The organism is Citrobacter sp. Cpo012 (assembly GCF_030333015.1).
GTDB lineage: Bacteria > Pseudomonadota > Gammaproteobacteria > Enterobacterales > Enterobacteriaceae > Citrobacter > Citrobacter portucalensis.
The window spans coordinates 50,440-76,030 of the sequence record NZ_JAOWGR010000039.1; the positions used below are offsets into that span (position 1 = coordinate 50,440).

The following is a 25,591-nucleotide window of genomic DNA, read 5'->3' on the forward strand; positions in this document are numbered from 1 at the left end:
TTTCGCATGCAAAAAGTGCTGTATATCTGAAAAAGCGGTGGTAGAATCCATTTTTAAGCAAACGGTGATTTTGAAAAATGGGTAACAACGTCGTCGTACTGGGCACCCAATGGGGTGACGAAGGTAAAGGGAAGATCGTCGATCTTCTGACTGAACGGGCTAAATATGTTGTGCGCTACCAGGGTGGTCACAACGCAGGCCATACTCTCGTAATCAACGGTGAAAAAACCGTCCTCCATCTTATTCCATCAGGCATTCTTCGCGAAAACGTAATCAGCATCATCGGTAACGGTGTTGTTCTGTCTCCGTCCGCGCTGATGAAAGAAATGAAAGGACTGGAAGATCGTGGTATCCCGGTTCGCGAGCGCCTGCTGCTGTCTGAAGCTTGTCCGCTGATCCTTGATTATCACGTTGCGTTGGATAACGCTCGTGAGAAAGCGCGTGGCGAGAAAGCGATCGGTACTACCGGTCGTGGTATCGGTCCGGCTTATGAAGACAAAGTAGCTCGTCGCGGTCTGCGTGTTGGCGATCTGTTTGATAAAGCAACTTTCGCTGAAAAACTGAAAGAAGTGATGGAATATCACAACTTCCAGCTGGTGAATTTCTATAAAGTTGAAGCAGTTGACTACCAGAAAGTGCTGGATGATGTGATGGCTATCGCCGACATCCTGACCTCAATGGTTGTTGATGTTTCCGATCTGCTGGACCAGGCGCGTAAGCGTGGCGATTTCGTCATGTTTGAAGGTGCGCAGGGTACGCTGCTGGATATCGACCACGGTACCTATCCGTACGTAACGTCCTCCAACACCACCGCAGGTGGCGTGGCAACCGGCTCCGGCCTGGGCCCACGTTATGTGGACTACGTTCTGGGTATCATCAAAGCTTACTCTACTCGTGTAGGTGCGGGTCCGTTCCCGACAGAGCTGTTTGATGACGTTGGCGAGTTCCTGTGCAAACAAGGTAACGAGTATGGCGCGACCACCGGTCGTCGTCGTCGTACCGGTTGGCTGGATTCCGTTGCTGTACGCCGTGCAGTACAGATTAACTCCCTGTCTGGCTTCTGCCTGACCAAACTGGACGTACTGGACGGTTTGAAAGAGGTGAAAATCTGTGTTGCTTACCGTATGCCGGATGGCCGCGAAGTAACGACTACTCCGCTGGCAGCTGACGACTGGAAAGGTATCGAGCCGATTTACGAAACCATGCCGGGTTGGTCTGAATCCACCTTCGGCGTGAAGGAACGTAGCGGTCTGCCGCAGGCAGCGCTGAACTACATCAAGCGTATTGAAGAACTGACCGGTGTGCCGATTGATATTATCTCAACTGGCCCAGACCGTACTGAAACCATGATCCTGCGCGACCCGTTCGACGCATAATTCTGGTTATAGCGTAGCGTCAAACGGCGCTGCGCTTGCACTAATTTAGGCCGGATAAGGTGCTTTGCATCAGAATCCGGCTTAAAATCACGTAAGTTCCTCGCTTTTTTCCTTCCCGAACTGAAATAAATTAGCGACCTGGCTGGTGGCTGGTTTATCATCAATGTAATTAATACTACCAGGTTTATCCGTTTTATCCCTTTTCCTGAGGTTGATGTGCAGTTAACAAGTTTCACCGATTACGGATTACGTGCGCTAATCTACATGGCGTCACTTCCCGAAGGACGTATGACCAGTATTTCTGAGGTGACAGAAGTCTACGGCGTGTCCCGTAATCATATGGTCAAAATAATCAATCAACTTAGCCGGGCGGGCTTTGTTACTGCTATTCGAGGAAAAAATGGCGGTATCCGCCTGGGTAAACCCGCTAAGGATATTGGTATTGGTGATGTGGTTCGCGAGCTGGAACCCTTATCGTTGGTCAACTGTAGCAGCGAGTTTTGCCACATTACCCCGGCCTGTCGACTCAAACAGGCGCTTTCTAAAGCAGTGCAAAGTTTTCTCACGGAACTGGACAACTACACACTTGCTGATTTGGTTGAAAAGAATCAACCGCTTTATAAATTATTGCTGGTGGAGTAACGACTCCCGCCAGCAGCGATGATGACGGAGGAACCGACATGTCACAAGATCCTTTCCAGGAACGCGAAGCAGAAAAATACGCGAATCCTATCCCGAGCCGGGAATTTATCCTCGAACATTTAACTAAACGTGAAAAGCCGGCCAACCGCGATGAGCTGGCCGCTGAACTCAATATTGAAGGTGAAGAGCAGCAAGAAGCGCTGCGTCGTCGCCTGCGCGCGATGGAGCGTGACGGACAACTGGTCTTCACCCGTCGTCAGTGCTATGCGCTGCCGGAGCGTCTCGACCTGCTGAAAGGTACCGTTATTGGCCACCGTGATGGCTACGGCTTTCTGCGCGTTGAAGGCCGCAAAGATGACCTGTATCTGTCCAGCGAGCAGATGAAAACCTGCATTCATGGCGATCAGGTGCTGGCGCAGCCGTTGGGCGCGGACCGTAAAGGTCGCCGCGAAGCGCGTATTGTGCGCGTACTGGTGCCGAAAACCAGCCAGATTGTCGGTCGCTACTTCACCGACGCTGGTGTTGGGTTTGTCGTCCCAGACGACAGCCGCCTGAGCTTCGATATTCTGATCCCGCCGGAAGAGGTAATGGGCGCTCGTATGGGCTTTGTGGTCGTCGTTGAACTGACCCAGCGTCCGACTCGCCGCACCAAAGCGGTGGGCAAAATTGTTGAAGTGCTGGGCGATAACATGGGAACCAGCATGGCCGTGGATATGGCCCTGCGTACTCATGAAATCCCATATATCTGGCCTCAGGCGGTTGAGAAACAGGTCGCCGGGCTGAAAGAAGAAGTGCCGGAAGAGGCGAAAGTAGGACGTGTCGATCTGCGCTCCCTGCCGCTGGTGACTATCGATGGCGAAGATGCGCGCGACTTCGACGATGCGGTTTATTGCGAGAAGAAACGCGGCGGTGGTTGGCGTTTATGGGTGGCGATTGCTGACGTAAGCTATTACGTTCGCCCGCCGACTCCGCTGGACCAGGAAGCGCGTAGCCGTGGCACATCCGTTTACTTCCCGTCGCAGGTAGTTCCGATGCTGCCGGAAGTGCTGTCTAACGGATTGTGTTCACTCAACCCGCAGGTGGACCGGTTGTGTATGGTCTGTGAAATGACCATTTCGTCGAAAGGCCGCTTAACTGGCTTTAAATTCTACGAAGCGGTCATGAGCTCCCACGCACGTCTGACCTACACCAAGGTCTGGCACATGCTGCAGGGCGACCAGGAGCTGCGTGAGCAGTATGCACCGCTGGTTAAACACATTGAAGAGTTGCATAACCTCTACAAAGTGCTGGATAAAGCCCGTGAAGAGCGTGGCGGTATCTCGTTTGAAAGTGAAGAGGCTAAGTTTATCTTCAATGCTGAACGCCGTATTGAGCGTATCGAGCAGACGCAGCGTAACGACGCACACAAGCTGATTGAAGAGTGCATGATCATGGCGAACATCTCAGCGGCGCGATTCGTTGAGAAAGCCAAAGAGCCAGCACTGTTCCGTATTCACGATAAGCCGACGACCGAAGCGATTAACTCGTTCCGTTCCGTCCTGGCAGAGCTGGGGCTGGAGCTGCCTGGTGGTAACAAACCTGAGCCGCGTGATTACGCTGAACTGCTGGAGTCGATTGCTGACCGTCCTGACGCAGAAATGCTGCAAACCATGCTGCTGCGTTCGATGAAGCAGGCGATTTACGATCCGGAAAACCGTGGTCACTTTGGCCTGGCGCTGCAATCTTATGCACACTTTACTTCACCGATCCGTCGTTACCCGGATCTCTCCTTGCACCGGGCGATTAAGTATCTGCTGGCGCAGGAGCAGGGCCATAAGGGCAACACCACGGAAACCGGTGGCTACCATTATTCGATGGAAGAGATGCTGCAACTGGGTCAGCACTGTTCGATGGCCGAGCGCCGTGCTGATGAAGCTACGCGCGATGTCTCTGACTGGCTGAAGTGCGACTTCATGCTGGACCAGGTGGGTAATGTCTTCAAAGGCGTGATTGCCAGCGTGACCGGATTTGGTTTCTTTGTCCGTCTTGATGAACTGTTTATCGACGGTCTGGTGCATGTCTCCTCTCTGGATAACGACTACTATCGTTTCGACCAGGTTGGGCAGCGCCTGACGGGGGAATCCAGCGGCCAGATGTATCGCCTTGGCGATCGCGTGGAAGTTCGCGTGGAAGCAGTCAACATGGACGAGCGTAAGATCGACTTCAGCTTGATCTCCAGCGAACGTGCGCCGCGTAATGAAGGTAAAACCGCCCGCGAAAAAGCCAAAAAAGGCGATGCGGGTAAAAATACCGGTAAACGTCGTCAGATGGGCAAAAAGGTGAATTTCGAGCCGGACAGCGCTTTCCGCGGCGAGAAGAAAGGCAGAGCCAAACCTCAGGCGGATAAGAATGCGGCTGAGAAGAAAGGCGATAAAAAAGCGAAAAAGCCCTCGGTAAAAACGCTTAAAATTGCTGCCGCCACTAAAGCTAAACGTGCGGCGAAAAAGAAAGTCGCACAATAACAGCCATAGACTGTAAGTCGGGCAACCTTCGCGTTGCCCGGCGTTACGCATAAACTATTAACGAGTACATTCATGAGTGAAATGATTTACGGCATCCATGCGGTGCAGGCCCTGCTGGAACGTGCGCCTGAGCGCTTCCAGGACGTCTTTATTCTCAAAGGTCGTGAAGATAAACGCCTGCTGCCGCTGATCCACGCACTGGAAGCACAGGGTGTTGTCATTCAACTGGCTAACCGTCAGTTTCTGGATGAGAAAAGCGAGGGTGCGGTACATCAGGGGATTATTGCTCGCGTGAAGCCGGGCCGTCAGTATCAGGAAAACGATCTGCCGGATCTGATTGCTACGCTCGATCAGCCGTTCTTTTTGATCCTCGATGGCGTCACCGATCCGCATAACCTGGGCGCATGCCTGCGTAGCGCCGATGCCGCTGGCGTACATGCTGTAATCGTACCGAAGGATCGTTCCGCACAGTTGAATGCGACGGCGAAAAAAGTGGCCTGTGGTGCGGCAGAAAGCGTACCGCTGATCCGCGTGACCAACCTGGCGCGCACCATGCGTATGCTGCAGGAAGAGAATATCTGGATCGTCGGAACCGCAGGTGAAGCCGACCATACTCTCTATCAGAGCAAAATGACCGGTCGTCTGGCGCTGGTGATGGGCGCAGAGGGTGAAGGTATGCGCCGTCTGACCCGTGAACACTGTGACGAACTGATCAGCATCCCGATGGCAGGGAGCGTTTCGTCATTGAACGTTTCAGTTGCGACGGGTATCTGCCTGTTTGAAGCCGTCCGCCAGCGCGGCTAATTCATTCTCTATGTCTCTTAAGCCATCCCTCGGGATGGCTTTTTTGTGACCTGAATCCCAGGCACTCTCTTGTCTGGCTGACCATACTTAAAGCGACGGCCATTGACGGAGGGAGACACAATGCACTGGCAAACGCATACCGTTTTTAACCAACCTGTACCGCTCAATAACAGTAACTTATATTTGTCCGATGGCGCGCTGTGCGAAGCGGTTATCCGCGAAGGCGCTGGTTGGGACAGCGATCTTCTCGCCAGTATTGGTCAGCAGCTAGGGACTGCCGAGTCGCTCGAACTGGGCCGTCTGGCCAATGCTTTTCCACCTGAACTGTTGCGCTACGACCCGCAGGGGCAGCGGCTGGATGATGTGCGTTTTCATCCTGCCTGGCATTTGCTGATGCAGGGATTGTGCGCCAACCGCGTACATAATCTGGCCTGGGAAGAAGATGCGAGGCAGGGAACATTTGTTGCCCGGGCGGCGCGTTTCATGCTGCATGCGCAGGTTGAAGCAGGTACGTTGTGTCCGGTGACCATGACTTTTGCCGCCACGCCGCTGTTACTTCAAATGTTACCCGCCCCCTTTCATGACTGGATAACGCCGCTGCTAAGCGACCGTTATGACTCGCATTTATTGCCAGGTGGGCAAAAGCGTGGGTTGCTTATTGGCATGGGCATGACCGAGAAGCAGGGTGGTTCAGATGTGCTGAGCAATACCACTCAGGCAGAACGTCTTGCTGACGGCTCGTATCGGCTGGTGGGACATAAGTGGTTTTTCTCCGTGCCGCAAAGCGATGCCCATTTAGTGCTGGCCCAGGCTAAGGGGGGATTATCCTGCTTTTTTGTGCCGCGATTTTTACCTGACGGGCAGCGTAATGCTATCCGTCTTGAGAGATTGAAAGATAAGTTAGGCAACCGCTCCAACGCCAGCTGCGAGGTTGAATTCCACGATGCGATTGGCTGGCTATTGGGTGACGAAGGGGAAGGTATACGCCATATCCTGAAAATGGGGGGGATGACGCGTTTTGACTGTGCGCTCGGTAGTCACGGTATGATGCGGCGTGCTTTTTCCGTCGCGATTTACCATGCGCACCAGCGGCAGGTCTTTGGCAAGCCATTGATTGAACAGCCGATGATGCGTCAAGTGTTAGGTCGGATGGCGCTCCAACTGGAAGGTCAAACGGCGTTACTGTTTCGACTGGCGCGGGCCTGGGACCGCCGTTCTGATGCTAAAGAAGCGCTGTGGGCCAGATTGTTCACACCAGCGGCGAAATTCTCCGTTTGCAAAAGCGGTATGCCATTTGTGGCAGAAGCGATGGAAGTGCTGGGTGGGATTGGCTATTGCGAGGAGAGCGAGCTGCCGCGTTTGTATCGTGAAATGCCGGTAAACAGTATCTGGGAAGGCTCTGGCAACATTATGTGCCTTGATGTATTGCGGGTACTGACCAAACAACCCGGCATGTACGATATGCTCAGCGAAGCCTTTGCGGAAGTCAAAGGGCAAGATCGACATTACGATCGAATGGTACGTCAGCTCCAGCAGCGTTTACGTAAACCCAGCGAGGAGATGGGAAGGGAGATTACACAGCAGCTTTTCCTGCTCGGTTGCGGGGCGCAGGTGTTGCGTTATTCTTCTCCGCCAGTGGCGCAGGCCTGGTGCCAAATGATGCTTGATACGCGGGGGGGACTACGATTGTCTGAGCAGGTGCTGAACGATTTGCTTCTGCGGGCAACGGGGGGATTACGGTAATAATATGCCTGATGGCGACGCTTTCGCGTCTTATCATGTCTACAGTTCACTGTAGGTCAGATAAGTTTACGCCATCCGGCAATGTGTTAAGCATAGAGTATGGCCTGTACGCGCCAGTTGTCGGGCTGCTGATCTTCGTACATTTGAATGATCCGATACCATGAGGCACCTTGTTCATCCGCTTTTAACGCGACTATACGTTCTACATCCTGCGGATTTCCTGCAATGTTACTGACAGATATCTGGCCAATTTCATTCAGGCCCGTAACACAGTCAGCACTGGCGAACTCGGCAGACTGCGCCGTAGTATCTACCAGTCCGGCAGAAAGCAGCAGTGAGGATAAGGCAAGTGATTGTTTCATCGTCAGCTCCATTATTCGTACCCCTACACACGGCAGGGCATTCCATCGCGATAATAAACCTCAAGCTTCCTGCTGTTGGTTTATTGTGCACAGGTAAACGCATAGGGGCGCAAAGCAATGTAAAGCTGACTAAATTTCAACCCAATGTTATTTACGATACAAAATAGCCTGTGAATACCATTGGCCTGTCACGATGGTTTCATCCACTAATAAAACCACGTAGTAATCAGCTTTAGCCGCGGCGGCTTTGGCACGGATCTCTGCCAGCGCATCATCCGGAGAGCCTCTTACCAGTGCGCTAACCGTCCCTAATCGCTGTAACCCATTACTCTGGTCACGGCGGATCTCCTGCGGGTGGTCGGCAACGGGCGGTGCGGGTTGCGGCGTTCCCTGTAGCACGCTACAGGCGCTTAAAAACATAACCAACAACACAGAGGCAAACCGACGCATAACTCTATCTCGTTTCCTGATAGCCATAGTGTAGTGCCTTATTAATTTCCCTTTAGGGGAATGTTCCCGAATTGTTATCTCTCACGCGATTTTCGAATGAAAATGTTGCGAAAGCGTAACCCAGTTCTCAACATTATGAATCATTGCCGAACACATTCGCTTGCGTTAAGTATTGCTGCATGGCATACCAGAAAGAAAGAGGCGACAAATGATCGAAATTGAAACACGACAGTTGGCGGGTATCCCTGTCCTGCACGCCGTTCCGGCTGGCAAACGCGAATGTTCACTCCCTTGTATTATCTTCTATCACGGGTTTACCTCTTCAAGCCTGGTTTACAGCTATTTTGCCGTTGCTCTGGCTCAGGCCGGTTTCCGCGTCGTCATGCCAGATGCGCCCGACCATGGCGCTCGCTTCAAAAGCGATGCCAAGGTGCGAATGCACCGCTTCTGGCATATTTTGCAGCAAAATATGCAGGAGTTTACGACGTTACGTGCGGCGCTGGTGGCGGAAAATTGGCTTTCAGATGAGCGGCTTGCCGTCGGTGGGGCGTCGATGGGGGGAATGACAGCATTGGGCATAATGGCGCGCCATCCTGAGGTTAAATGTGTAGCCAGCCTGATGGGTTCAGGCTATTTTACCCGGCTTGCGCAGACGCTTTTTCCCCCTTTACTGGTTCAGACCCCAGAGCAGCAGGCGGAATTTGATGCCGTTATCGCCCCGCTTGCCGAATGGGATGTTACGCATCAGTTACCACGCCTCGCTGACAGGCCGTTGCTGCTGTGGCATGGACAGGATGATGATGTTGTACCCGCTGTTGAAACCTTCCGCTTACAGCAAGCGCTGATTCAGGCAGGTTTGGACAACAATCTGACCTGCCTGTGGGAAGCGGGCGTACGACATCGCATCACGCCAGAAGCGTTGGCCGCAACAGTGACGTTTTTCCGCCAGCACCTTTAAACGCGCATAATGCTCACGCCCTGGGCTTCAAGCTGTTGCAGAATCTCAGGGTTTGCATTTTTGCCAGTAATCAGCATGTCGATTTGATCGGCGCGACTGAACAGCATTCCCGCACGTTCACCGACTTTACTGCTATCGACCAGTACCACCAGTTTGCCCACCACGTTAAGCATCTTCTGCTCGGCCATCGCGGTCAGCATATCGGTTTTATACAGTCCGTCCGCGGTCAACCCTTTGCCACTGGTGAACATCCAGTGCCCGGCATACAGGCTATTTTCACTGCCTTGCGGGCTAAGCGTGATGGATTGGCTTTTGTTATATTGCCCTCCCATGATGATCACGCTGTCATGCTCCTGGTCGATCAGATAGTTCGCCAGCGGCAGATAATTAGTGATGATCTGCACCGGCTTGCCGCACATTTCGCGACCCAGCAGAAAGGCTGTCGATCCGCAGTTGATCACCACGCTTTCACCCGCATTCACAAGCTGGGATGCCGCCTTGGCAATGCGAACTTTTTCATCGTGGTTCTGTGCCTGGTGCAGATTCATTGGCGTCCAGCGCGGTCGCTGCTGGGTAATAGCTTCTGCGCCGTTGCGGACTTTCTTGAGTTTGCCGCTTTCGTCGAGTTTGTTGATGTCCCGGCGTGCTGTGGCGGGTGAAATCCCCAGACGCTCAATCACGTTCTCAACGGTAACAAAGCCCAACTGCGCCAGCATATCCAGCAATATTTGATGTCTTTGTGCTTCAGTCATGAGCTATTCCGATACAAATTGATTTGAAAAGATGATATTTGAAATAGCCTGGAAATACTAAAGTAAATGGGAAAAAATGCCGGGATGGCCCGGCATTTTGTGTGGATCACAAGAACGATTTAAACGGTAAATCCGGTTCAATCGTGAAGCAGTCGTCAAAGCCGCGCGGATAGTGATATTCAAAGTTATCTTTGTCCAGCGGCCAGGTGAACTTGCCACCCACCTGCCAGATAAAAGGCTTAAAGCCATACTTCAGCCGATCCTTTTTCATCTCCCACAGTACGCGGATCTCCTGAGGATCGGCCTGGAAGTTTGACCAGATATCGTGATGGAAAGGGATCACCACTTTTGTATTCAGGGCCTCCGCCATACGCAGCATGTCGGAACTGGTCATTTTGTCCGTAATTCCCCGTGGGTTCTCGCCGTAGGATCCGAGCGCAACGTCGATCTGGTGCTCATTGCCATGCTTTGCATAGTAGTTGGAGTAGTGTGAATCACCGCTGTGATAAAGCGTACCGCCCGGCGTTTTGAACAGATAGTTTACGGCGCGGGCATCCATACCATCCGGCAGCACGCCTGCCGCTTTTTGATCGGCAGGAAGCGTGATCAATGCCGTACGATCAAACGCATCAAGCGCATGAATTTCAATATCTTTCACTTTCACCACATCGCCAGGTTTTACCACGATGCAGCGCTCTTTTGGTACACCCCAACCGATCCACAGATCCACACAAGTCTGCGGTCCAATAAACGGCACGTCGTCGGCACAGTTCTGCATGACGGCTGCTGCAACATTTACGTCGATGTGATCGTTATGATCGTGCGTGGCCAGCACCGCATCGATCTGACGAATGGCAAACGGATCAAGAACAAACGGCGTGGTGCGCAGGTTTGGCTGCAGCTTCTTCACGCCCGCCATGCGTTGCATCTGGTGACCGGTTTTCATCAGCGGGTTACCGTGACTCTGTTTACCCGTACCGCACCAGAAATCGACGCAGACGTTAGTTCCGCCTTCAGACTTTAGCCAAATTCCGGTACAGCCAAGCCACCACATAGCGAAAGTGCCAGGTGCGACCTGTTCCTGCTCGATCTCTTCATTGAGCCAGCTTCCCCACTCCGGGAATGTGCTCAGAATCCATGATTCACGCGTGATGCTTTTTACTTTACTCATCGCAATTACCTTCATGTTTGTTCAAGTTGAATCAAATTATGATTTGTTTTGATTGATACTGACATCATTTTCTCAAGAAGGCAATGCGCTGATTTTTGGTGTTGAATGGGAAAATGTGAACAAATTACAACGTGACAAGATGGTTTATATGAAATGTATTTTTGTATTTTATTGTTTTAAATGAATTTATTTTGGCGTATATGAATTTGAAGTAAATCCACTCTGCAAGTAAGAGAATTATTTGCGTACTTCATCACATTTAATCAAATTCAATCTTGTTGTGATTACTTTTGAAAATTAGAGTGAGGGCACAACATCCTGGGCATCTGTAATGAATGTTCAGCAACTTCGTCTACTGGAGATCGTTATGGAGATCCTCTACAACATCTTTACCGTCTTTTTTAATCAGGTCATGACCAATGCACCGTTGCTGTTGGGTATTGTGACCTGCCTCGGCTACATCCTGTTGCGTAAAAGTGTCAGCGTCATTATCAAAGGCACGATCAAAACGATTATCGGTTTTATGTTATTGCAGGCAGGGTCGGGCATTCTGACCAGCACGTTTAAACCGGTGGTGGCGAAGATGTCTGAGGTTTACGGTATCAATGGCGCGATCTCCGATACCTATGCCTCCATGATGGCAACCATCGAACGAATGGGTGATGCCTACAGTTGGGTAGGGTACGCCGTACTGTTAGCGCTGGCGCTGAACATTTGTTACGTACTGCTACGGCGTATTACCGGCATTCGAACCATCATGCTGACTGGGCACATCATGTTCCAGCAGGCGGGGCTGATTGCTGTCTCTTTCTACATCTTTGGTTACCCGATGTGGACCACCATCATCTGTACCGCGGTGCTGGTGTCGCTCTACTGGGGCATTACCTCCAATATGATGTACAAACCGACGCAGGAGGTAACTGACGGCTGTGGTTTTTCCATCGGTCACCAGCAGCAGTTCGCCTCCTGGATTGCTTACAAAGTCGCGCCGTATCTGGGTAAGAAAGAGGAGAGCGTAGAAGATCTCAAGCTGCCAGGCTGGCTGAATATCTTCCATGACAACATCGTTTCCACCGCGATTGTGATGACCATCTTTTTCGGGGCGATCCTGCTCTCTTTCGGCATAGATGTGGTTCAGGCGATGGCGGGTAAAACCCACTGGACGGTCTATATCCTGCAAACCGGTTTTTCGTTTGCTGTCGCTATCTTCATCATCACCCAGGGCGTACGTATGTTCGTTGCTGAACTTTCAGAAGCGTTCAACGGTATCTCTCAACGTCTGATCCCCGGCGCGGTGTTGGCTATCGACTGCGCAGCGATTTACAGCTTTGCCCCCAACGCGGTGGTCTGGGGCTTTATGTGGGGCACCATCGGCCAACTGATTGCGGTAGGTATTCTGGTTGCTTGCGGCTCTTCCATCCTGATTATCCCTGGCTTTATCCCGATGTTCTTCTCGAACGCCACTATCGGCGTATTTGCTAACCACTTTGGCGGCTGGCGCGCGGCGCTCAAGATTTGCCTGGTGATGGGGATGATCGAAATCTTCGGCTGCGTCTGGGCGGTTAAGCTCACCGGTATGAGCGCCTGGATGGGCATGGCGGACTGGTCAATTCTGGCACCGCCGATGATGCAAGGCTTTGCCTCCATCGGCATCGTGTTTATGGCCGTCATTATTTTGATTGCACTGGCTTATATGTTTTTCGCAGGACGCACGTTGCGCGCTGAGGAAGACGCAGAAAAACAACTGGCAGAACACTCTGCTTAATAAGGAGTTCCGATTATGACCGTACGTATTCTGGCTGTGTGTGGCAATGGGCAGGGCAGCTCCATGATCATGAAAATGAAGGTGGACCAGTTTTTAACCCAGTCAAATATTGACCATACGGTAAACAGCTGCGCCGTGGGTGAATACAAAAGTGAACTGAGCGGTGCGGATATCATCATCGCTTCTACGCATATCGCCGGTGAGATTACCGTTTCTGGCAATAAATATGTCGTCGGCGTACGCAACATGCTGTCTCCTGCCGATTTTGGGCCAAAACTGCTGGAAGTGATCAAAGCGCATTTCCCGCAGGACGTGAAGTAAGGGGCGGCATATGAAATTACGTGACTCGCTGGCAGACAATAATTCCATCCTTTTGCAAGCCGAGGCCAGTACCTGGCAGGAAGCGGTAAAGCTTGGTGTGGATCTGTTGGTTAAGGCCGATGTGGTTGAACCACGCTACTACCAGGCCATCCTTGATGGCGTTGAGCAGTTTGGCCCGTACTTTGTGATTGCGCCAGGCCTGGCAATGCCGCACGGCCGTCCGGAGGAAGGGGTTAAGAAAACCGGTTTTGCGCTGGTGACGCTGAAAATGCCGCTGGTGTTTAACCACGAAGATAACGACCCGGTCGATATTCTGATAACGATGGCGGCAGTTGATGCCAACACGCATCAGGAAGTGGGCATCATGCAGATCGTGAATCTCTTTGATGACGAAGCCAATTTCGACCGTTTACGCGCCTGTCGCACCGCGCAGGAAGTGTTGGATTTAATTGATAACGCCACTGCGGCGGCTGTTTAAAAGGATACACAAAATGTCATTACCTATGTTGCAGGTTGCGCTGGATAACCAATCAATGTCTTCCGCGTATGAAACGACGCGTCTGATTGCCGAAGAGGTCGATATCATTGAGGTGGGCACTATTCTTTGCGTGGCAGAGGGCGTGCGCGCCGTTCGCGATCTAAAGGCGCTTTACCCGCATAAAATTGTGCTGGCGGACGCCAAAATTGCCGATGCGGGAAAAATCCTCTCCCGCATGTGTTTCGAAGCCAACGCTGACTGGGTCACCGTCATCTGCTGTGCGGATATCAACACCACCAAGGGGGCACTGGAGGTGGCGAAAGAATTTAACGGTGATGTACAGATTGAACTGACGGGTTACTGGACCTGGGAGCAGGCGCAAGAGTGGCGTGACGCGGGCATTGGGCAAGTTGTGTATCACCGCAGCCGTGATGCGCAGGCAGCAGGTGTGGCGTGGGGAGAGGCAGATATCAGCGCGATCAAACGCCTGTCCGAGATGGGCTTTAAAGTCACCGTCACCGGCGGTCTGGCGTTGGAAGATCTGCCGCTGTTCCAGGGAATTCCGATTCACGTATTTATTGCCGGTCGCAGCATTCGCGATGCCGCCTCTCCGGTGGAAGCGGCCCGTCAGTTCAAACGTTCTATCGCCCAGCTGTGGGGATAAGGAGCGACTATGTTGTCGAAACAGGTCCCGCTCGGTATTTATGAAAAGGCACTCCCCGGCGGGGAGTGCTGGCTGGAGCGCTTGCAGCTGGCGAAGGAACTGGGCTTTGACTTTGTCGAAATGTCGGTTGATGAAACCGACGCTCGCCTGGCGCGTCTTGACTGGAACCGCGAGCAGCGACTGGCGCTGGTGGCCGCTATCGCCGAGACAGGGATACGGGTGCCGTCCATGTGCCTGAGTGCTCATCGACGTTTCCCGCTGGGCAGTGAAGATGATGCGGTACGCGAACAAGGGCTGGAGATCATGCGTAAAGCGATTCAGTTTGCGCAGGATATCGGTATTCGCGTTATTCAACTGGCCGGTTACGACGTCTATTACCAGCAGGCCAATAACGAAACGCGTCGTCGGTTTCGCGATGGGCTGAAAGAAAGCGTAGAGATGGCGAGCCGTGCACAGGTGACGCTGGCGATGGAAATCATGGATTATCCACTGATGAATTCGATCAGTAAGGCGCTGGGATACGCTCACTATCTCAACAATCCGTGGTTCCAGTTGTATCCCGATATCGGCAATTTGTCGGCGTGGGACAACGATGTGCAGATGGAGCTGCAGGCGGGAATGGGCCACATCGTTGCCGTACACGTGAAAGATACCAAACTCGGCGTATTCAAAAATGTGCCGTTTGGTGAAGGGGTTGTCGATTTCGAACGTTGTTTTGCGACGCTCAAACAGAGTGGGTATTGCGGGCCATACCTGATTGAGATGTGGAGTGAAACGTCGGACGATCCGGCTCGTGAAGTGGCGAAGGCGCGCGACTGGGTGAAAGCGCGTATGGTCAGCGCCGGTCTGGTGGAGGCGGTGTAATGCAAAAACTCAAACAGCAGGTTTTTGAGGCTAATATGGATCTGCCGCGCTACGGGCTGGTGACGTTTACCTGGGGTAATGTCAGCGCCATCGACCGCGAACGCGGGATGGTGGTGATTAAGCCCAGCGGCGTCGACTACCAGACAATGACAGTGAACGACATGGTAGTTGTGGATCTGCACGGCAACGTGGTGGAAGGACGCTATCGTCCTTCTTCCGATACCGCCACCCATCTGGCGCTGTATCGTCGCTATTCCTCTCTTGGCGGCGTGGTGCATACCCACTCAACCCACGCGACGGCATGGGCGCAGGCAGGTCTGGCAATTCCTGCGCTAGGCACGACGCATGCGGACTACTTCTTTGGCGATATCCCCTGCACCCGGGCGTTAACTGAAGCGGAAGTTCAGGATGAGTATGAGCTGAATACCGGCAGGGTGATTGTTGAAACGCTGGGGGAGGTGGAACCTTTGCATACGCCAGGCGTAGTGGTGTACCAGCATGGCCCGTTTGCCTGGGGCAAAGACGCTCATGACGCGGTACATAACGCGGTGGTGATGGAAGAGGTGGCAAAAATGGCATGGATTGCGCGTGGCATTAATCCGGCACTCAGCGCTATCGACAGTTATCTGATGAATAAGCACTTCATGCGTAAGCACGGCCCAAATGCCTATTACGGGCAGAAGTAGGAAAAAACGTTCCGGAGCCAACTCTTCATGGGGATGAGATCGGTCTGGCTTCGGGATTGTTTTGCAAAAAAAGCCCCCAGTGAAGGGGGCAAGTCAAACTGTGGCAATGTTCTCGTTGGTTATTTCTGGTGTTAACGATAAATATCTGCACTGGCGTGCATATTTCCGTTACTACCGGGTTCCCTGGTGAGGATCACGTGGTAGTAGGTTGCGCCTTGCGCATCGGTCTCTTCATTCAGGGCCTGAGTGGCTTCACTTTCAGTGGCGAAGTTATGATTTATGTAAATGACGCCTAAGCTCTGCACATCATCCATGTTCCTGGCCTGATGGTTATCAATTTTGATGGCTGCCGTTGCATTTGCACTGAGCAAAAGCACAGCCAGAAGGGTCAAAACACGGGCTCGCATATGTACCTCCTCGACTGCGGTCTCTGGTTGCCTCTCTCCTGTGAGTGATTAACTTCTGATGTAATTTTAACCGCTACCAGCGCAGTCGATAGCGACCATTTCTGATGCAGTTGTTCAAAAAATTACCGCATAACCAACTTTTCTTTAATTAACAGTCTGCTGGTGTAAACCGCTGCGGTGAAAAAATACCTGCCTTTCGCGCATAAGCTCTTACCAAATAGTCAATTTAATCGGATGAGTACGCCGTTTATAGTGAGCCGGATAATTAATATAACTTTATGATAATAAGGCAAAAACTTATGGATACTTCATTCATGGATTTCAGCTATTTCGTGGTTATGTTTATGGTCGCGCTGGTGGCTGGCTTTATTAACGTGGTGTCGGGCGGTGGTGGATTTCTCTCTATTGGCGCACTCTTAATTTCTGGTTTACCCCCGGCTAATGCGCTGGCAACCAATAAAATTCAGGCTCTGGGAAGCTCGCTGACCTCCGGAATTTACTTTTTACGTCGAGGACATATCAACGTGCAGGAGCATAAGTATGTGTTTTTATCTGCCTTTATCGGTTCTGCGCTGGGAACGACGCTTATCCAGTTCATTGAACCGGAACTGCTGAAGAAACTGCTCCCAATCCTGATTATCGCAGTCGCCATTTACTTTATTTTTGCGCCAAACCTTAGCGAACCGAAAAGAAAGCAGCAGGTATCCCTGTTTCTCTTCTCGTTGATCGGTGGGGGATGTATTGGTTTTTATGATGGCTTTCTCGGTGCTGGGGCAGGTTCCTTTTATACCCTCAGCTATATTCTGCTGTGGGGATACAGTATTGATAAAGCGCAAATCCACTCGAATTTTATTAACCTGGCGTCGAACATCGCCTCGATTTTGTTCTTCATTTTCGGTGGTAAAATGATCTGGTCGCTGGGTTTGGTGATGTTTGCAGGGCAATCCCTTGGCGCACGTCTTGGTGCGACAGTCGTACTGACGCGCGGTAAGAAAGTCATCCGACCCATGATTGTGATTGTCTCCATTTGTATCAGCATCAAAATGCTGCTGGATATGTATTAATGGCGACATGATAAATAATCGTACAAGCACCTTGAGTTTACCTGCTGACCCCAGTATTATGACGCGTCATTTTTCAGCCGACCTTTAACACGTTCCTTGCCTCCATGGGCCTCGGCTGACCCAGACAGGAGGCTGAATAATCCGTAAGGAGCAATTCGATGCGTCATTACGAAATCGTTTTTATGGTCCATCCTGACCAGAGCGAACAGGTTCCGGGTATGATCGAACGCTACACTGCTGCCATCACTGGTGCAGAAGGCACGATCCACCGTCTGGAAGACTGGGGCCGCCGTCAGCTGGCTTACCCGATCAACAAACTGCACAAAGCTCACTACGTTCTGATGAACGTTGAAGCGCCGCAGGAAGTGATCGATGAGCTGGAAACTACCTTCCGCTTCAACGATGCCGTTATCCGCAGCATGGTTATGCGTACTAAACACGCTGTTACCGAAGCATCTCCGATGGTTAAAGCGAAAGACGAGCGTCGTGAACGTCGCGATGATTTCGCTAACGAAACCGCAGATGATGCTGAAGCTGGGGATTCTGAAGAGTAATTTCTGATGACCAACCGTCTGGTGTTGTCCGGCACTGTGTGCAGGGCCCCCCTTCGAAAGGTCAGTCCATCAGGAATTCCTCATTGCCAGTTCGTGCTTGAGCATCGTTCTGTGCAGGAGGAAGCCGGATTTCACCGGCAGGCGTGGTGCCAAATGCCCGTTATTATTAGCGGACAAGAAAACCAGGCCATTACTCACAGTATAACGGTCGGTAGCGCAGTGACCGTTCAGGGGTTCATCTCTTGCCACAAGGCAAAGAACGGCCTGAGCAAAATGGTTCTGCATGCCGAGCAGATTGAATTGATAGATTCTGGAGACTAGCCATATGGCACGTTATTTCCGTCGTCGCAAGTTCTGCCGTTTCACCGCGGAAGGCGTTCAAGAGATCGACTATAAAGATATCGCTACGCTGAAAAACTACATCACCGAAAGCGGTAAGATTGTCCCAAGCCGTATCACCGGTACCCGTGCAAAATACCAGCGTCAGCTGGCTCGCGCTATCAAACGCGCTCGCTACCTGTCCCTGCTGCCGTACACTGATCGTCATCAGTAATCGGTCACGGTCCATTAATACGACTTTGAGAGGATAAGGTAATGCAAGTTATTCTGCTTGATAAAGTAGCAAACCTGGGTAGCCTGGGTGATCAGGTTAACGTTAAAGCGGGCTATGCTCGTAACTTCCTGGTACCACAGGGTAAAGCTGTTCCTGCTACCAAGAAAAACGTTGAATTTTTCGAAGCGCGTCGCGCTGAGCTGGAAGCTAAACTGGCTGACGTTCTGTCCGCTGCTGAAGCTCGTGCTGAGAAAATCAACGCACTGGAAACCGTAACCATCGCGTCTAAAGCTGGCGACGAAGGTAAACTGTTCGGTTCCATCGGTACTCGCGACATCGCTGACGCTGTAACTGCAGCTGGCGTTGAAGTAGCTAAGAGCGAAGTTCGTCTGCCGAACGGCGTTCTGCGTACCACTGGCGAGCACGAAGTGAGCTTCCAGGTTCACAGCGAAGTGTTTGCTAAGCTGACTGTAAACGTAGTTGCAGAATAAGTTTTTATTCTGATGACCGCGTAAAAGCGCCGGCCCTGTGCCGGCGTTTTGCTTTTCTGTTCCCCCGCTTTTCTCTCTGGCTATTCTTTATCCTTTTCGGGATAATTACAAAAATAAAACATTATTTCAAAGTGGTGATGGAATGGAACCAACGCACCAACCTCTGTTTGCGCGTAAAAATGTTGTCTACCTGAGCGCGGCGTTTTGCTGCCTGCTGTGGGGGAGCGCCTATCCGGCGATCAAAAGCGGATATGAGATCTTCCAGATTGCCACGGATGACATTCCCTCAAAGATTGTCTTTGCCGGATATCGCTTTCTGTTTGCGGGATTATTGCTGCTACTGCTGGCGGTAGCGCAGCGTAAACCGATTGGCCGGTTAAGCCCGCGTCAGTACGGCCAACTCACGCTGTTGGGGCTAACGCAAACCTCGCTGCAATACATCTTCTTTTACATTGGCCTGGCGTTCACGACGGGAGTGAAAGGGTCCATCATGAATGCGACCGGGACCTTCTTCAGCGTGCTGCTGGCCCATTTTATCTACCATAATGACAAACTGAGCTACAACAAAGCGCTGGGCTGTATTCTGGGCTTTACCGGCGTAATGGTGGTGAACTTTAGCAGTGGAATGGATTTTAGCTTCAGCCTGTTAGGAGACGGCTCAGTAGTGATGGCAGCCTTTATTCTCTCTGCTGCCACGCTATATGGAAAACGTATTTCTCAGACGGTGGACCCGACGGTAATGACAGGGTACCAGTTGGGCGGTGGCGGCCTGGCGTTGGTTATCGGCGGCTACGCTTTTGGCGGCACGCTAACCGTACACGGTGCATCTTCGGTGGCGATTCTGGGTTACCTGACGTTACTCTCTTCGGTCGCTTTCGCCTTGTGGAGTATTCTGCTCAAACATAATCGCGTGGGGATGATTGCGCCGTTTAACTTCCTGATCCCGGTTTCGGGTGCGGTGCTGTCGGCAATATTCCTCGGTGAAAATATTCTCGAATGGAAATATGCGGTAGCGCTGGTGCTGGTGTGTTCAGGGATCTGGTGGGTGAACAAGGTGAAACGTTGACGTTTCACCTTGATGCCTGATGGCGCTATCTCTTATCAGGCCTGGAATCGCGGGGTCACAGTGCTTAACGGGCGCGGATAAAACTGCCGTTAGGCTGGCGGGTAAACAGGACCTGCTGGCCATTCCCGGTATCAATGGTTAATCCTGTCACTACGCCATTGGCATTCTGCCTGATCTGCACCATCTGTCCGTCTTTCAGATTGCTCAGCGGTTTTCCGGCGCCTTCAACCTGTGCCATCGCATACACATCGGTTGGCGGGAGGTTATGGTCACGGAATACCTGCGCCAGCGTTTTACCTGAGTCTACGCGGTAGGAGCGCCACTGCTGGTCAATTCCGCTATCCTGTTGGAAAGGTTGTGTCTGCGGCTGAGATTGCTGGACCTGAGGTTGTGCATCAGGTTCGCCTTCCTGGATTGGCTCTGGCGCAACCGGAGCGACCTGGCCGGGATCGTTTTGCGGCGGGATAAGCTGTGCCTGCAGCTGAGCCTCGGTCGGTGGCTGCGACTGTGACTGTAAATCCAGCTGGGCAGTACGCGTCACCACAGGGGTATCGCTGGTGTCACTGGAAGGGAGCAGGAAACCTATCACCAACACAATAGCAGCAATAATAATGCCGCGGCGGTGCATAGGCGGTAGCGGGTCCATAATGCGAAAATTGTCCGGTGCATGCCAGATTTTCGCCAGGGTTGGTTTTAATTCAAAGCGCCCGGGCATGGCTTTCCTCCTGCTCCGCGTCTCGTTCCTCGATCATAGAGTATAGATGGCTAACGCTATGATGTTCGTCATATTACCCGCTTTCGTGACGTCAACGCGGGATATTCCTATTGTTTATGTTTCCTCGCGATTTGTCATCTGTTCCCGAGACAAAGTTTTACCGGATGCGGCATGGCTGATATGCTGCCCGCTACTTTACATCCGATGAAAGGAAATATGATGGCTAACCCGACTTTTGACACTATCGAAGCGCAAGCAAGCTACGGCATTGGTTTGCAGGTAGGACAACAGCTGAGCGAATCCGGACTGGAAGGACTGTTGCCTGAAGCGCTGGTAGCGGGTATCGCTGACGCGCTGGAAGGTAAGCACCCGGCAGTGCCGGTTGATGTTGTGCATCGCGCACTGCGTGAAATCCACGAACGTGCTGATGCAGTTCGTCGCGAGCGTTTCCAGGCTATGGCGGCTGATGGCGTCAAATATCTGGAAGAAAACCGTGAGAAAGACGGTGTGAACAGCACTGAATCTGGTTTGCAGTTCCGTGTTCTGACCCAGGGTGAAGGTGCTATTCCGGCACGTACTGACCGCGTTCGCGTGCACTACACCGGTAAGCTGATCGACGGTACCGTGTTTGACAGCTCTGTCGCACGTGGCGAACCGGCTGAATTCCCGGTTAACGGCGTAATCCCAGGCTGGATTGAAGCGCTGACCCTGATGCCGGTAGGTTCCAAATGGGAACTGACTATTCCTCAGGAACTGGCTTACGGCGAGCGTGGCGCTGGCGCGTCCATTCCTCCGTTCAGCACGCTGGTGTTCGAAGTTGAGCTGCTTGAGATCCTGTAAGCAGTGACTTCTGTTCCCCCCGAAGCCGGGGGGAACAAAAAAATAGCGTGAAAAGCTATAGTTACGTCGTTGTCGATATTTTATCTTGCAAATGCCCCATCAGCGTGTATTTTTGTGAGCTGATTCGCGCTATCAGAGTGATATGACACTCACTTTAAACATTAAATTAACATTATATCTAAATCTTAGTATTCATCCCGCCAATTCTTACCTAATATCGATGAGTCCTGATAACAGGATCGTCGTATCATAGACACATTAAAGGCCGTAGAGCCTGAACAACACAGACAGGTACAGGAAGAAAAAACATGGTAGATCAGGTAAAAGTCGACACCGCTGAAGAGGCGTCGTCTGAACAGTCGCTACGGCGCAATCTCACAAACCGTCATATTCAACTTATTGCTATTGGTGGCGCTATCGGTACTGGCCTGTTTATGGGCTCCGGTAAAACCATCAGTCTCGCCGGACCGTCGATCATCTTTGTGTATATGATCATCGGTTTTATGCTGTTTTTCGTGATGCGCGCAATGGGTGAATTGCTGCTCTCGAATCTGGAGTACAAATCGTTTAGTGATTTTGCCTCTGACCTGCTCGGGCCATGGGCCGGGTATTTTACCGGCTGGACCTACTGGTTCTGCTGGGTTGTTACCGGGATGGCAGACGTGGTCGCGATTACCGCGTATGCGCAATTCTGGTTCCCCGAACTGTCAGACTGGGTCGCCTCGCTGGCGGTGATTGTGCTGCTGCTGAGCCTCAACCTCGCCACCGTAAAAATGTTCGGTGAGATGGAGTTCTGGTTTGCGATGATCAAAATCGTTGCCATCATCGGCCTGATTGTCGTCGGTCTGGTGATGGTGCTGACGCACTTCCAGTCGCCAACCGGCGTTCAGGCATCGTTCACGCACTTGTGGAATGACGGTGGCTGGTTCCCGAAAGGTCTGAGCGGCTTCTTTGCCGGCTTCCAGATAGCGGTGTTCGCATTTGTGGGTATTGAGCTGGTGGGTACGACCGCAGCGGAAACCAAGGACCCGGAGAAATCTCTGCCGCGCGCCATTAACTCGATTCCAATCCGTATCATCATGTTCTACGTGTTCGCGCTGATCGTGATTATGTCCGTTACGCCGTGGAGCTCGGTAGTGCCAACCAAGAGCCCATTCGTTGAACTGTTTGTGCTGGTTGGTCTGCCTGCTGCGGCGAGCCTGATCAACTTTGTTGTACTGACTTCAGCTGCCTCTTCTGCAAACAGCGGCGTGTTCTCTACCAGCCGTATGCTGTTCGGTCTGGCGCAGGAAGGCGTTGCGCCTAAAGCGTTTGCCAAGCTGTCTAAACGCGCAGTTCCAGCGAAGGGTTTAACCTTCTCCTGTATCTGTCTGCTGGGCGGCGTGGTGATGCTGTACGTGAACCCGAGCGTGATTGGCGCCTTCACCATGATCACCACCGTATCGGCGATTCTGTTCATGTTCGTCTGGACCATCATTCTTTGCTCGTACCTGGTGTACCGCAAGCAACGTCCTCACCTGCATGAAAAATCAATCTACAAGATGCCGTTAGGCAAGCTGATGTGCTGGGTATGTATGGCGTTTTTCGTCTTCGTACTGGTACTGCTGACGCTGGAAGATGATACCCGTCAGGCGCTGATCGTCACGCCGCTGTGGTTCATCGCGCTGGGTCTGGGCTGGTTGTTTATCGGTAAGAAACGTATGGCAGGCGTGCGTTAATCGCTAAGACGTGAGATGTAGGCCGGATAAGGCGTTTACGCCGCATCCGGCACTATGCTGGCGGGATTGCCTGATGCGGCTTCGCCTTATCAGGCCTACGTTCGAGGTCGTTGTAGGCCCGGTAAGCGCTAGCGCTACCGGGCTTTTTTATTCACCTGCGAGGGCACGCGGGAACAACACATTGTTTTCCAGGCTGATGTGTTCCATCAGGTCGTCGATCATCTCGTTAATGCCGTTATACATGGCTTTCCAGGTGGTGCAGGCCTCTGGTGGCGGCGTGACGTTATGGGTGATGTGTTTGATCACTTCCACCAGTTCACCCGCATCGTCATGTTCGCTTTCCATCACGCTGATTGGCCCCATCGCCTGGCTACCCATGCCCTGTTTAATCATCGGGAACAGGATCTGCTCTTCCTTCATCATGTGGCTGGACAGCTCTTCATGCAGCATGGTCAGGTTTTTCGCCAGACCGCGCGGTACGTTCGGTTTGTCTGCGTGAACGCGTTCAACTTTAGTGGCCTGCAGGATCAGCTCCGGCAGCTGTTCGCGGTGTCTGTCGTGATAACGCACGATGATATGGTCGATGATTTCAGCCAGAGCCACGGTACGCCAGTCTTTCTCCAGCGGCTGTTCAGCCAGCTGCGCGAGCTGCGCCTCAATAACGTCTAAATCCAGCTCTTTACGCGCGGCAGCGCGTGCCAGCGTTTGCTTACCGCCGCAGCAGTAATCCATATCGTATTTACGAAACAGGGCCGAAGCGCGAGGAATAGAGAGCGCCAGTTCACCTAAAGGTTGATCGCGATAAGACATTGCCGTTACCTCATTCTCAATAATATAAGATGTATTTTAAATGCAACTTATGACGAAGGATATAACCCTTTCGGGGTGGGGTGTTTTGTGATGAGCGTCACGAAAATTTCTTATCTCGTTAAGATGCTGAATCTTATTGGAAAGGAGAAGTACGGCGAAAAAAGCCGCACGACAGGATTAAATAAGCGCACGCCGCTGCCGATAGTTAGACCTCAGACAATACCTGCATAATAAAAGGCTACAGATGTTCAAACGAATCAAAGTGATAACCTTACTTATCACCGTGTTACTCGCGCTGGGCGCAATGCAGCTCATCTCCGCGGGCGTCTTTATTGGCGCCCTCAATAACGATAAGCAGAACTTTAACGTGTCTCAACTTTCCAGCCAGAACGTGGCCGAGTTTACCGATGCGTGGATTAGCCTGAACCAGGCTCGCGTCACGCTCAACCGGGGCATGCTGCGTTTACAGGGAACGATGGCCAGCGATATTAACGGCGGTCAGCTGCAGGAGCTGGTGAACACGGCAAATCGCCTGTTGGCCGAATCGAAAGAGCATTACGATAAATACTACGCTCTGCCGGAAACGCCGGGGCTGGATGAGCATCTGGCCGATCGACTGGAAGAGCAGTACGGCATCTACTCTGCGACGCTGGCAAAAATGAACGCGCTGCTGGCTGAAGGAAAGCTGGAAGAGATGTTTAAGCAGAATGCCGAGCAAAAGCAAACGGCCATGCAGGAAGTTTATCGGCAATGGCGTAGCGCGCAAACGGCGCTGGCCACTGCCGGAGTGCAGGACAATGAGAGTGATTACCAGAAGATAATCTGGCTGCTGTCCGCGGTGATGCTGATTGTCGTCACCGTGATTATCGCCAGTTGGCTGGCGATGCAGCGAGTGCTGCTCAAGCCGCTCCACGAGGTGATGGGACATATTCGCCACATTGCCGCAGGCGATTTGACGCACCCCATCAGCGCCGACGGCAGTAATGAAATGGCGCTGCTGGCAAGCAACGTCCGTGACATGCAGCAGGCGCTGGCGAATACGGTCAGCGTGGTGCGTGACGGGGCCGATACCATCTATACCGGCGCGGGTGAAATCGCCGCAGGCAGTAACGATCTCTCTTCACGTACCGAGCAGCAGGCCGCCTCTCTGGAAGAGACCGCAGCCAGCATGGAACAACTTACCGCAACCGTGAGACAGAACGCAGATAACGCGCGTCAGGCGACCAGTCTGGCAAAAAATGCTTCACAGACGGCGCAAAAAGGCGGAACCGTGGTTGATGGTGTGGTGCGTACGATGGATGAAATCGCCACCAGTTCCAGCAAAATCGCGCAAATTACCAATGTTATCGACGGCATTGCCTTCCAGACCAATATTCTGGCACTGAACGCGGCGGTTGAAGCGGCGCGTGCCGGCGAGCAGGGGCGCGGATTTGCCGTGGTCGCAGGCGAGGTTCGGACGCTGGCGCAGCGTAGCGCTCAGGCGGCGAAGGAGATCAAAGCGCTGATAGATGACTCAGGGAATCGGGTCAATGCCGGTACGGCGCTGGTGCATGAAGCGGGCGAAACGATGGCGGAAATAGTTAGCGCTGTGACCCGCGTGACCGACATCATGGGGGAGATTGCCTCAGCTTCTGATGAACAAAGTCGGGGTATCGATCAGGTAGGCCAGGCGGTTGCCGAAATGGATCGCGTCACGCAGCAAAACGCCTCGCTGGTAGAAGAATCCGCTTCCGCCGCTGCTGCGCTTGAAGAGCAGGCCGCGCGGTTGAACCAGACGGTAGCGGTGTTTAAGGTGTCGCGCCGGATGGCGGCGTAAACGCCTTATCCGGCCTACAT

28 protein-coding genes are annotated in these 25,591 nt (G+C 52.4%); 21 read left to right on the plus strand and 7 right to left on the minus strand.

Annotated elements, in window-relative coordinates; translation table 11 throughout:
• Positions 1 to 77: 77 nt before the first annotated feature.
• The 5 genes from purA to OGX90_RS14075 all read left to right on the plus strand — a co-directional run bounded on the left by purA (position 78) and on the right by OGX90_RS14075 (position 7,066).
• Entirely contained in the window at positions 78 to 1,376 is a 1,299-nt protein-coding gene (purA, locus tag OGX90_RS14055) for an adenylosuccinate synthase (RefSeq protein ID WP_003025606.1), read from the plus strand.
• Positions 1,377 to 1,592: 216 nt separating this feature from the next.
• Positions 1,593 to 2,018 (plus strand): nitric oxide-sensing transcriptional repressor NsrR, encoded by a 426-nt coding sequence (gene nsrR, locus OGX90_RS14060; RefSeq protein WP_003830485.1) that lies wholly within the window; start codon positions 1,593 to 1,595, stop codon positions 2,016 to 2,018.
• 38 nt (positions 2,019 to 2,056) lie between these two features.
• Entirely contained in the window at positions 2,057 to 4,519 is a 2,463-nt protein-coding gene (gene rnr / locus OGX90_RS14065) for a ribonuclease R (protein ID WP_286624108.1), read from the plus strand.
• A 72-nt stretch (positions 4,520 to 4,591) separates the two neighbouring features.
• On the plus strand, positions 4,592 to 5,323 hold the full coding sequence (rlmB, locus tag OGX90_RS14070; RefSeq protein ID WP_003830482.1) for a 23S rRNA (guanosine(2251)-2'-O)-methyltransferase RlmB: 732 nt from the start codon (positions 4,592 to 4,594) through the stop codon (positions 5,321 to 5,323).
• Positions 5,324 to 5,443: 120 nt separating this feature from the next.
• Entirely contained in the window at positions 5,444 to 7,066 is a 1,623-nt protein-coding gene (locus OGX90_RS14075) for an isovaleryl-CoA dehydrogenase (RefSeq protein ID WP_286624110.1), read from the plus strand.
• 86 nt (positions 7,067 to 7,152) lie between these two features.
• On the opposite strand, the gene yjfN is transcribed toward OGX90_RS14075, so the two are convergent.
• Positions 7,153 to 7,428, minus strand: coding sequence for a DUF1471 family protease activator YjfN (gene yjfN / locus OGX90_RS14080; RefSeq protein ID WP_079939047.1), 276 nt, complete (start codon positions 7,426 to 7,428; stop codon positions 7,153 to 7,155).
• Between the two features lie 147 nt (positions 7,429 to 7,575).
• Positions 7,576 to 7,905 carry a biofilm peroxide resistance protein BsmA gene (gene bsmA / locus OGX90_RS14085; protein ID WP_008786010.1) on the minus strand — a complete coding sequence of 110 codons (330 nt, stop codon included), beginning with the start codon at positions 7,903 to 7,905 and terminating at the stop codon, positions 7,576 to 7,578.
• A gap of 181 nt (positions 7,906 to 8,086) precedes the next feature.
• Between bsmA and yjfP the strand changes: the two genes are divergently transcribed.
• Positions 8,087 to 8,836, plus strand: coding sequence for an esterase (gene yjfP, locus OGX90_RS14090; RefSeq protein WP_008786011.1), 750 nt, complete (start codon positions 8,087 to 8,089; stop codon positions 8,834 to 8,836).
• Here the strand turns inward: yjfP and ulaR are convergent.
• On the minus strand, positions 8,833 to 9,588 hold the full coding sequence (gene ulaR / locus OGX90_RS14095) for an HTH-type transcriptional regulator UlaR (RefSeq protein ID WP_003025646.1): 756 nt from the start codon (positions 9,586 to 9,588) through the stop codon (positions 8,833 to 8,835). The genes yjfP and ulaR overlap by 4 nt on opposite strands.
• A 106-nt stretch (positions 9,589 to 9,694) precedes the next feature.
• Positions 9,695 to 10,759, minus strand: a complete 1,065-nt coding sequence (gene ulaG, locus OGX90_RS14100) for an L-ascorbate 6-phosphate lactonase (protein ID WP_003025649.1) — start codon at positions 10,757 to 10,759, stop codon at positions 9,695 to 9,697.
• A 367-nt stretch (positions 10,760 to 11,126) separates the two neighbouring features.
• Between ulaG and ulaA the strand changes: the two genes are divergently transcribed.
• Genes ulaA through OGX90_RS14130 form a run of 6 tightly spaced genes read left to right on the plus strand, consistent with a single transcriptional unit; the run spans position 11,127 to position 15,537 of the window.
• Positions 11,127 to 12,524: a PTS ascorbate transporter subunit IIC gene (ulaA, locus tag OGX90_RS14105; protein ID WP_003830456.1), complete on the plus strand. Its 1,398-nt coding sequence runs from the start codon at positions 11,127 to 11,129 to the stop codon at positions 12,522 to 12,524.
• Positions 12,525 to 12,539: 15 nt separating this feature from the next.
• Entirely contained in the window at positions 12,540 to 12,845 is a 306-nt protein-coding gene (ulaB, locus tag OGX90_RS14110) for a PTS ascorbate transporter subunit IIB (RefSeq protein ID WP_003025655.1), read from the plus strand.
• A 10-nt stretch (positions 12,846 to 12,855) separates the two neighbouring features.
• Entirely contained in the window at positions 12,856 to 13,323 is a 468-nt protein-coding gene (gene ulaC / locus OGX90_RS14115) for a PTS ascorbate transporter subunit IIA (protein WP_168978605.1), read from the plus strand.
• Positions 13,324 to 13,336: 13 nt separating this feature from the next.
• Positions 13,337 to 13,987: a 3-keto-L-gulonate-6-phosphate decarboxylase UlaD gene (ulaD, locus tag OGX90_RS14120; protein WP_003025660.1), complete on the plus strand. Its 651-nt coding sequence runs from the start codon at positions 13,337 to 13,339 to the stop codon at positions 13,985 to 13,987.
• A 9-nt stretch (positions 13,988 to 13,996) separates the two neighbouring features.
• Positions 13,997 to 14,851, plus strand: a complete 855-nt coding sequence (locus OGX90_RS14125) for an L-ribulose-5-phosphate 3-epimerase (protein ID WP_286624112.1) — start codon at positions 13,997 to 13,999, stop codon at positions 14,849 to 14,851.
• The gene (locus tag OGX90_RS14130) at positions 14,851 to 15,537 is read left to right on the plus strand and encodes an L-ribulose-5-phosphate 4-epimerase (RefSeq protein ID WP_286624114.1); all 687 of its coding nucleotides are present in this window, start codon (positions 14,851 to 14,853) and stop codon (positions 15,535 to 15,537) included. The genes OGX90_RS14125 and OGX90_RS14130 overlap by 1 nt, the downstream gene beginning before the upstream one ends.
• Before the next feature lie 131 nt (positions 15,538 to 15,668).
• On the opposite strand, the gene yjfY is transcribed toward OGX90_RS14130, so the two are convergent.
• Entirely contained in the window at positions 15,669 to 15,944 is a 276-nt protein-coding gene (gene yjfY / locus OGX90_RS14135) for a DUF1471 family protein YjfY (protein WP_003025668.1), read from the minus strand.
• 299 nt (positions 15,945 to 16,243) lie between these two features.
• Here yjfY and OGX90_RS14140 point away from each other — a divergent pair, with 299 nt between their 5' ends.
• The 6 genes from OGX90_RS14140 (at position 16,244) to OGX90_RS14170 (ending at position 19,672) form a co-directional block, all read left to right on the plus strand.
• Entirely contained in the window at positions 16,244 to 17,008 is a 765-nt protein-coding gene (locus OGX90_RS14140) for a TSUP family transporter (protein WP_003830447.1), read from the plus strand.
• Positions 17,009 to 17,166: 158 nt separating this feature from the next.
• Positions 17,167 to 17,562: a 30S ribosomal protein S6 gene (gene rpsF / locus OGX90_RS14150; RefSeq protein ID WP_003025672.1), complete on the plus strand. Its 396-nt coding sequence runs from the start codon at positions 17,167 to 17,169 to the stop codon at positions 17,560 to 17,562.
• A gap of 6 nt (positions 17,563 to 17,568) precedes the next feature.
• Positions 17,569 to 17,883, plus strand: a complete 315-nt coding sequence (gene priB / locus OGX90_RS14155; RefSeq protein WP_057066577.1) for a primosomal replication protein N — start codon at positions 17,569 to 17,571, stop codon at positions 17,881 to 17,883.
• A 4-nt stretch (positions 17,884 to 17,887) separates the two neighbouring features.
• A complete protein-coding gene (gene rpsR / locus OGX90_RS14160; protein WP_000135199.1) occupies positions 17,888 to 18,115 on the plus strand; it encodes a 30S ribosomal protein S18 in 228 nt (75 codons plus the stop codon).
• 41 nt (positions 18,116 to 18,156) lie between these two features.
• Positions 18,157 to 18,606 carry a 50S ribosomal protein L9 gene (rplI, locus tag OGX90_RS14165; RefSeq protein WP_003025676.1) on the plus strand — a complete coding sequence of 150 codons (450 nt, stop codon included), beginning with the start codon at positions 18,157 to 18,159 and terminating at the stop codon, positions 18,604 to 18,606.
• A 142-nt stretch (positions 18,607 to 18,748) separates the two neighbouring features.
• Entirely contained in the window at positions 18,749 to 19,672 is a 924-nt protein-coding gene (locus tag OGX90_RS14170) for a DMT family transporter (protein ID WP_008786017.1), read from the plus strand.
• 64 nt (positions 19,673 to 19,736) lie between these two features.
• Here OGX90_RS14170 and OGX90_RS14175 read toward each other — a convergent pair whose 3' ends face one another.
• Complete coding sequence (locus OGX90_RS14175; protein ID WP_286624116.1) at positions 19,737 to 20,387, minus strand: LysM-like peptidoglycan-binding domain-containing protein; 651 nt, start codon at positions 20,385 to 20,387, stop codon at positions 19,737 to 19,739.
• Between the two features lie 219 nt (positions 20,388 to 20,606).
• Between OGX90_RS14175 and bamJ the strand changes: the two genes are divergently transcribed.
• Both bamJ and cycA read left to right on the plus strand, forming a co-directional pair.
• Positions 20,607 to 21,227 (plus strand): BamJ family beta-barrel-assembly machinery protein, encoded by a 621-nt coding sequence (gene bamJ, locus OGX90_RS14180; protein ID WP_032934269.1) that lies wholly within the window; start codon positions 20,607 to 20,609, stop codon positions 21,225 to 21,227.
• A 308-nt stretch (positions 21,228 to 21,535) separates the two neighbouring features.
• Entirely contained in the window at positions 21,536 to 22,945 is a 1,410-nt protein-coding gene (gene cycA, locus OGX90_RS14185; protein WP_008786019.1) for a D-serine/D-alanine/glycine transporter, read from the plus strand.
• A 147-nt stretch (positions 22,946 to 23,092) separates the two neighbouring features.
• Here the strand turns inward: cycA and ytfE are convergent, their stop codons facing one another.
• Positions 23,093 to 23,755: an iron-sulfur cluster repair protein YtfE gene (gene ytfE / locus OGX90_RS14190; protein WP_003025690.1), complete on the minus strand. Its 663-nt coding sequence runs from the start codon at positions 23,753 to 23,755 to the stop codon at positions 23,093 to 23,095.
• 244 nt (positions 23,756 to 23,999) lie between these two features.
• Here ytfE and OGX90_RS14195 point away from each other — a divergent pair, with 244 nt between their 5' ends.
• Positions 24,000 to 25,571 (plus strand): methyl-accepting chemotaxis protein, encoded by a 1,572-nt coding sequence (locus OGX90_RS14195; RefSeq protein ID WP_008786021.1) that lies wholly within the window; start codon positions 24,000 to 24,002, stop codon positions 25,569 to 25,571.
• The last annotated feature ends 20 nt before the right edge of the window (positions 25,572 to 25,591 follow it).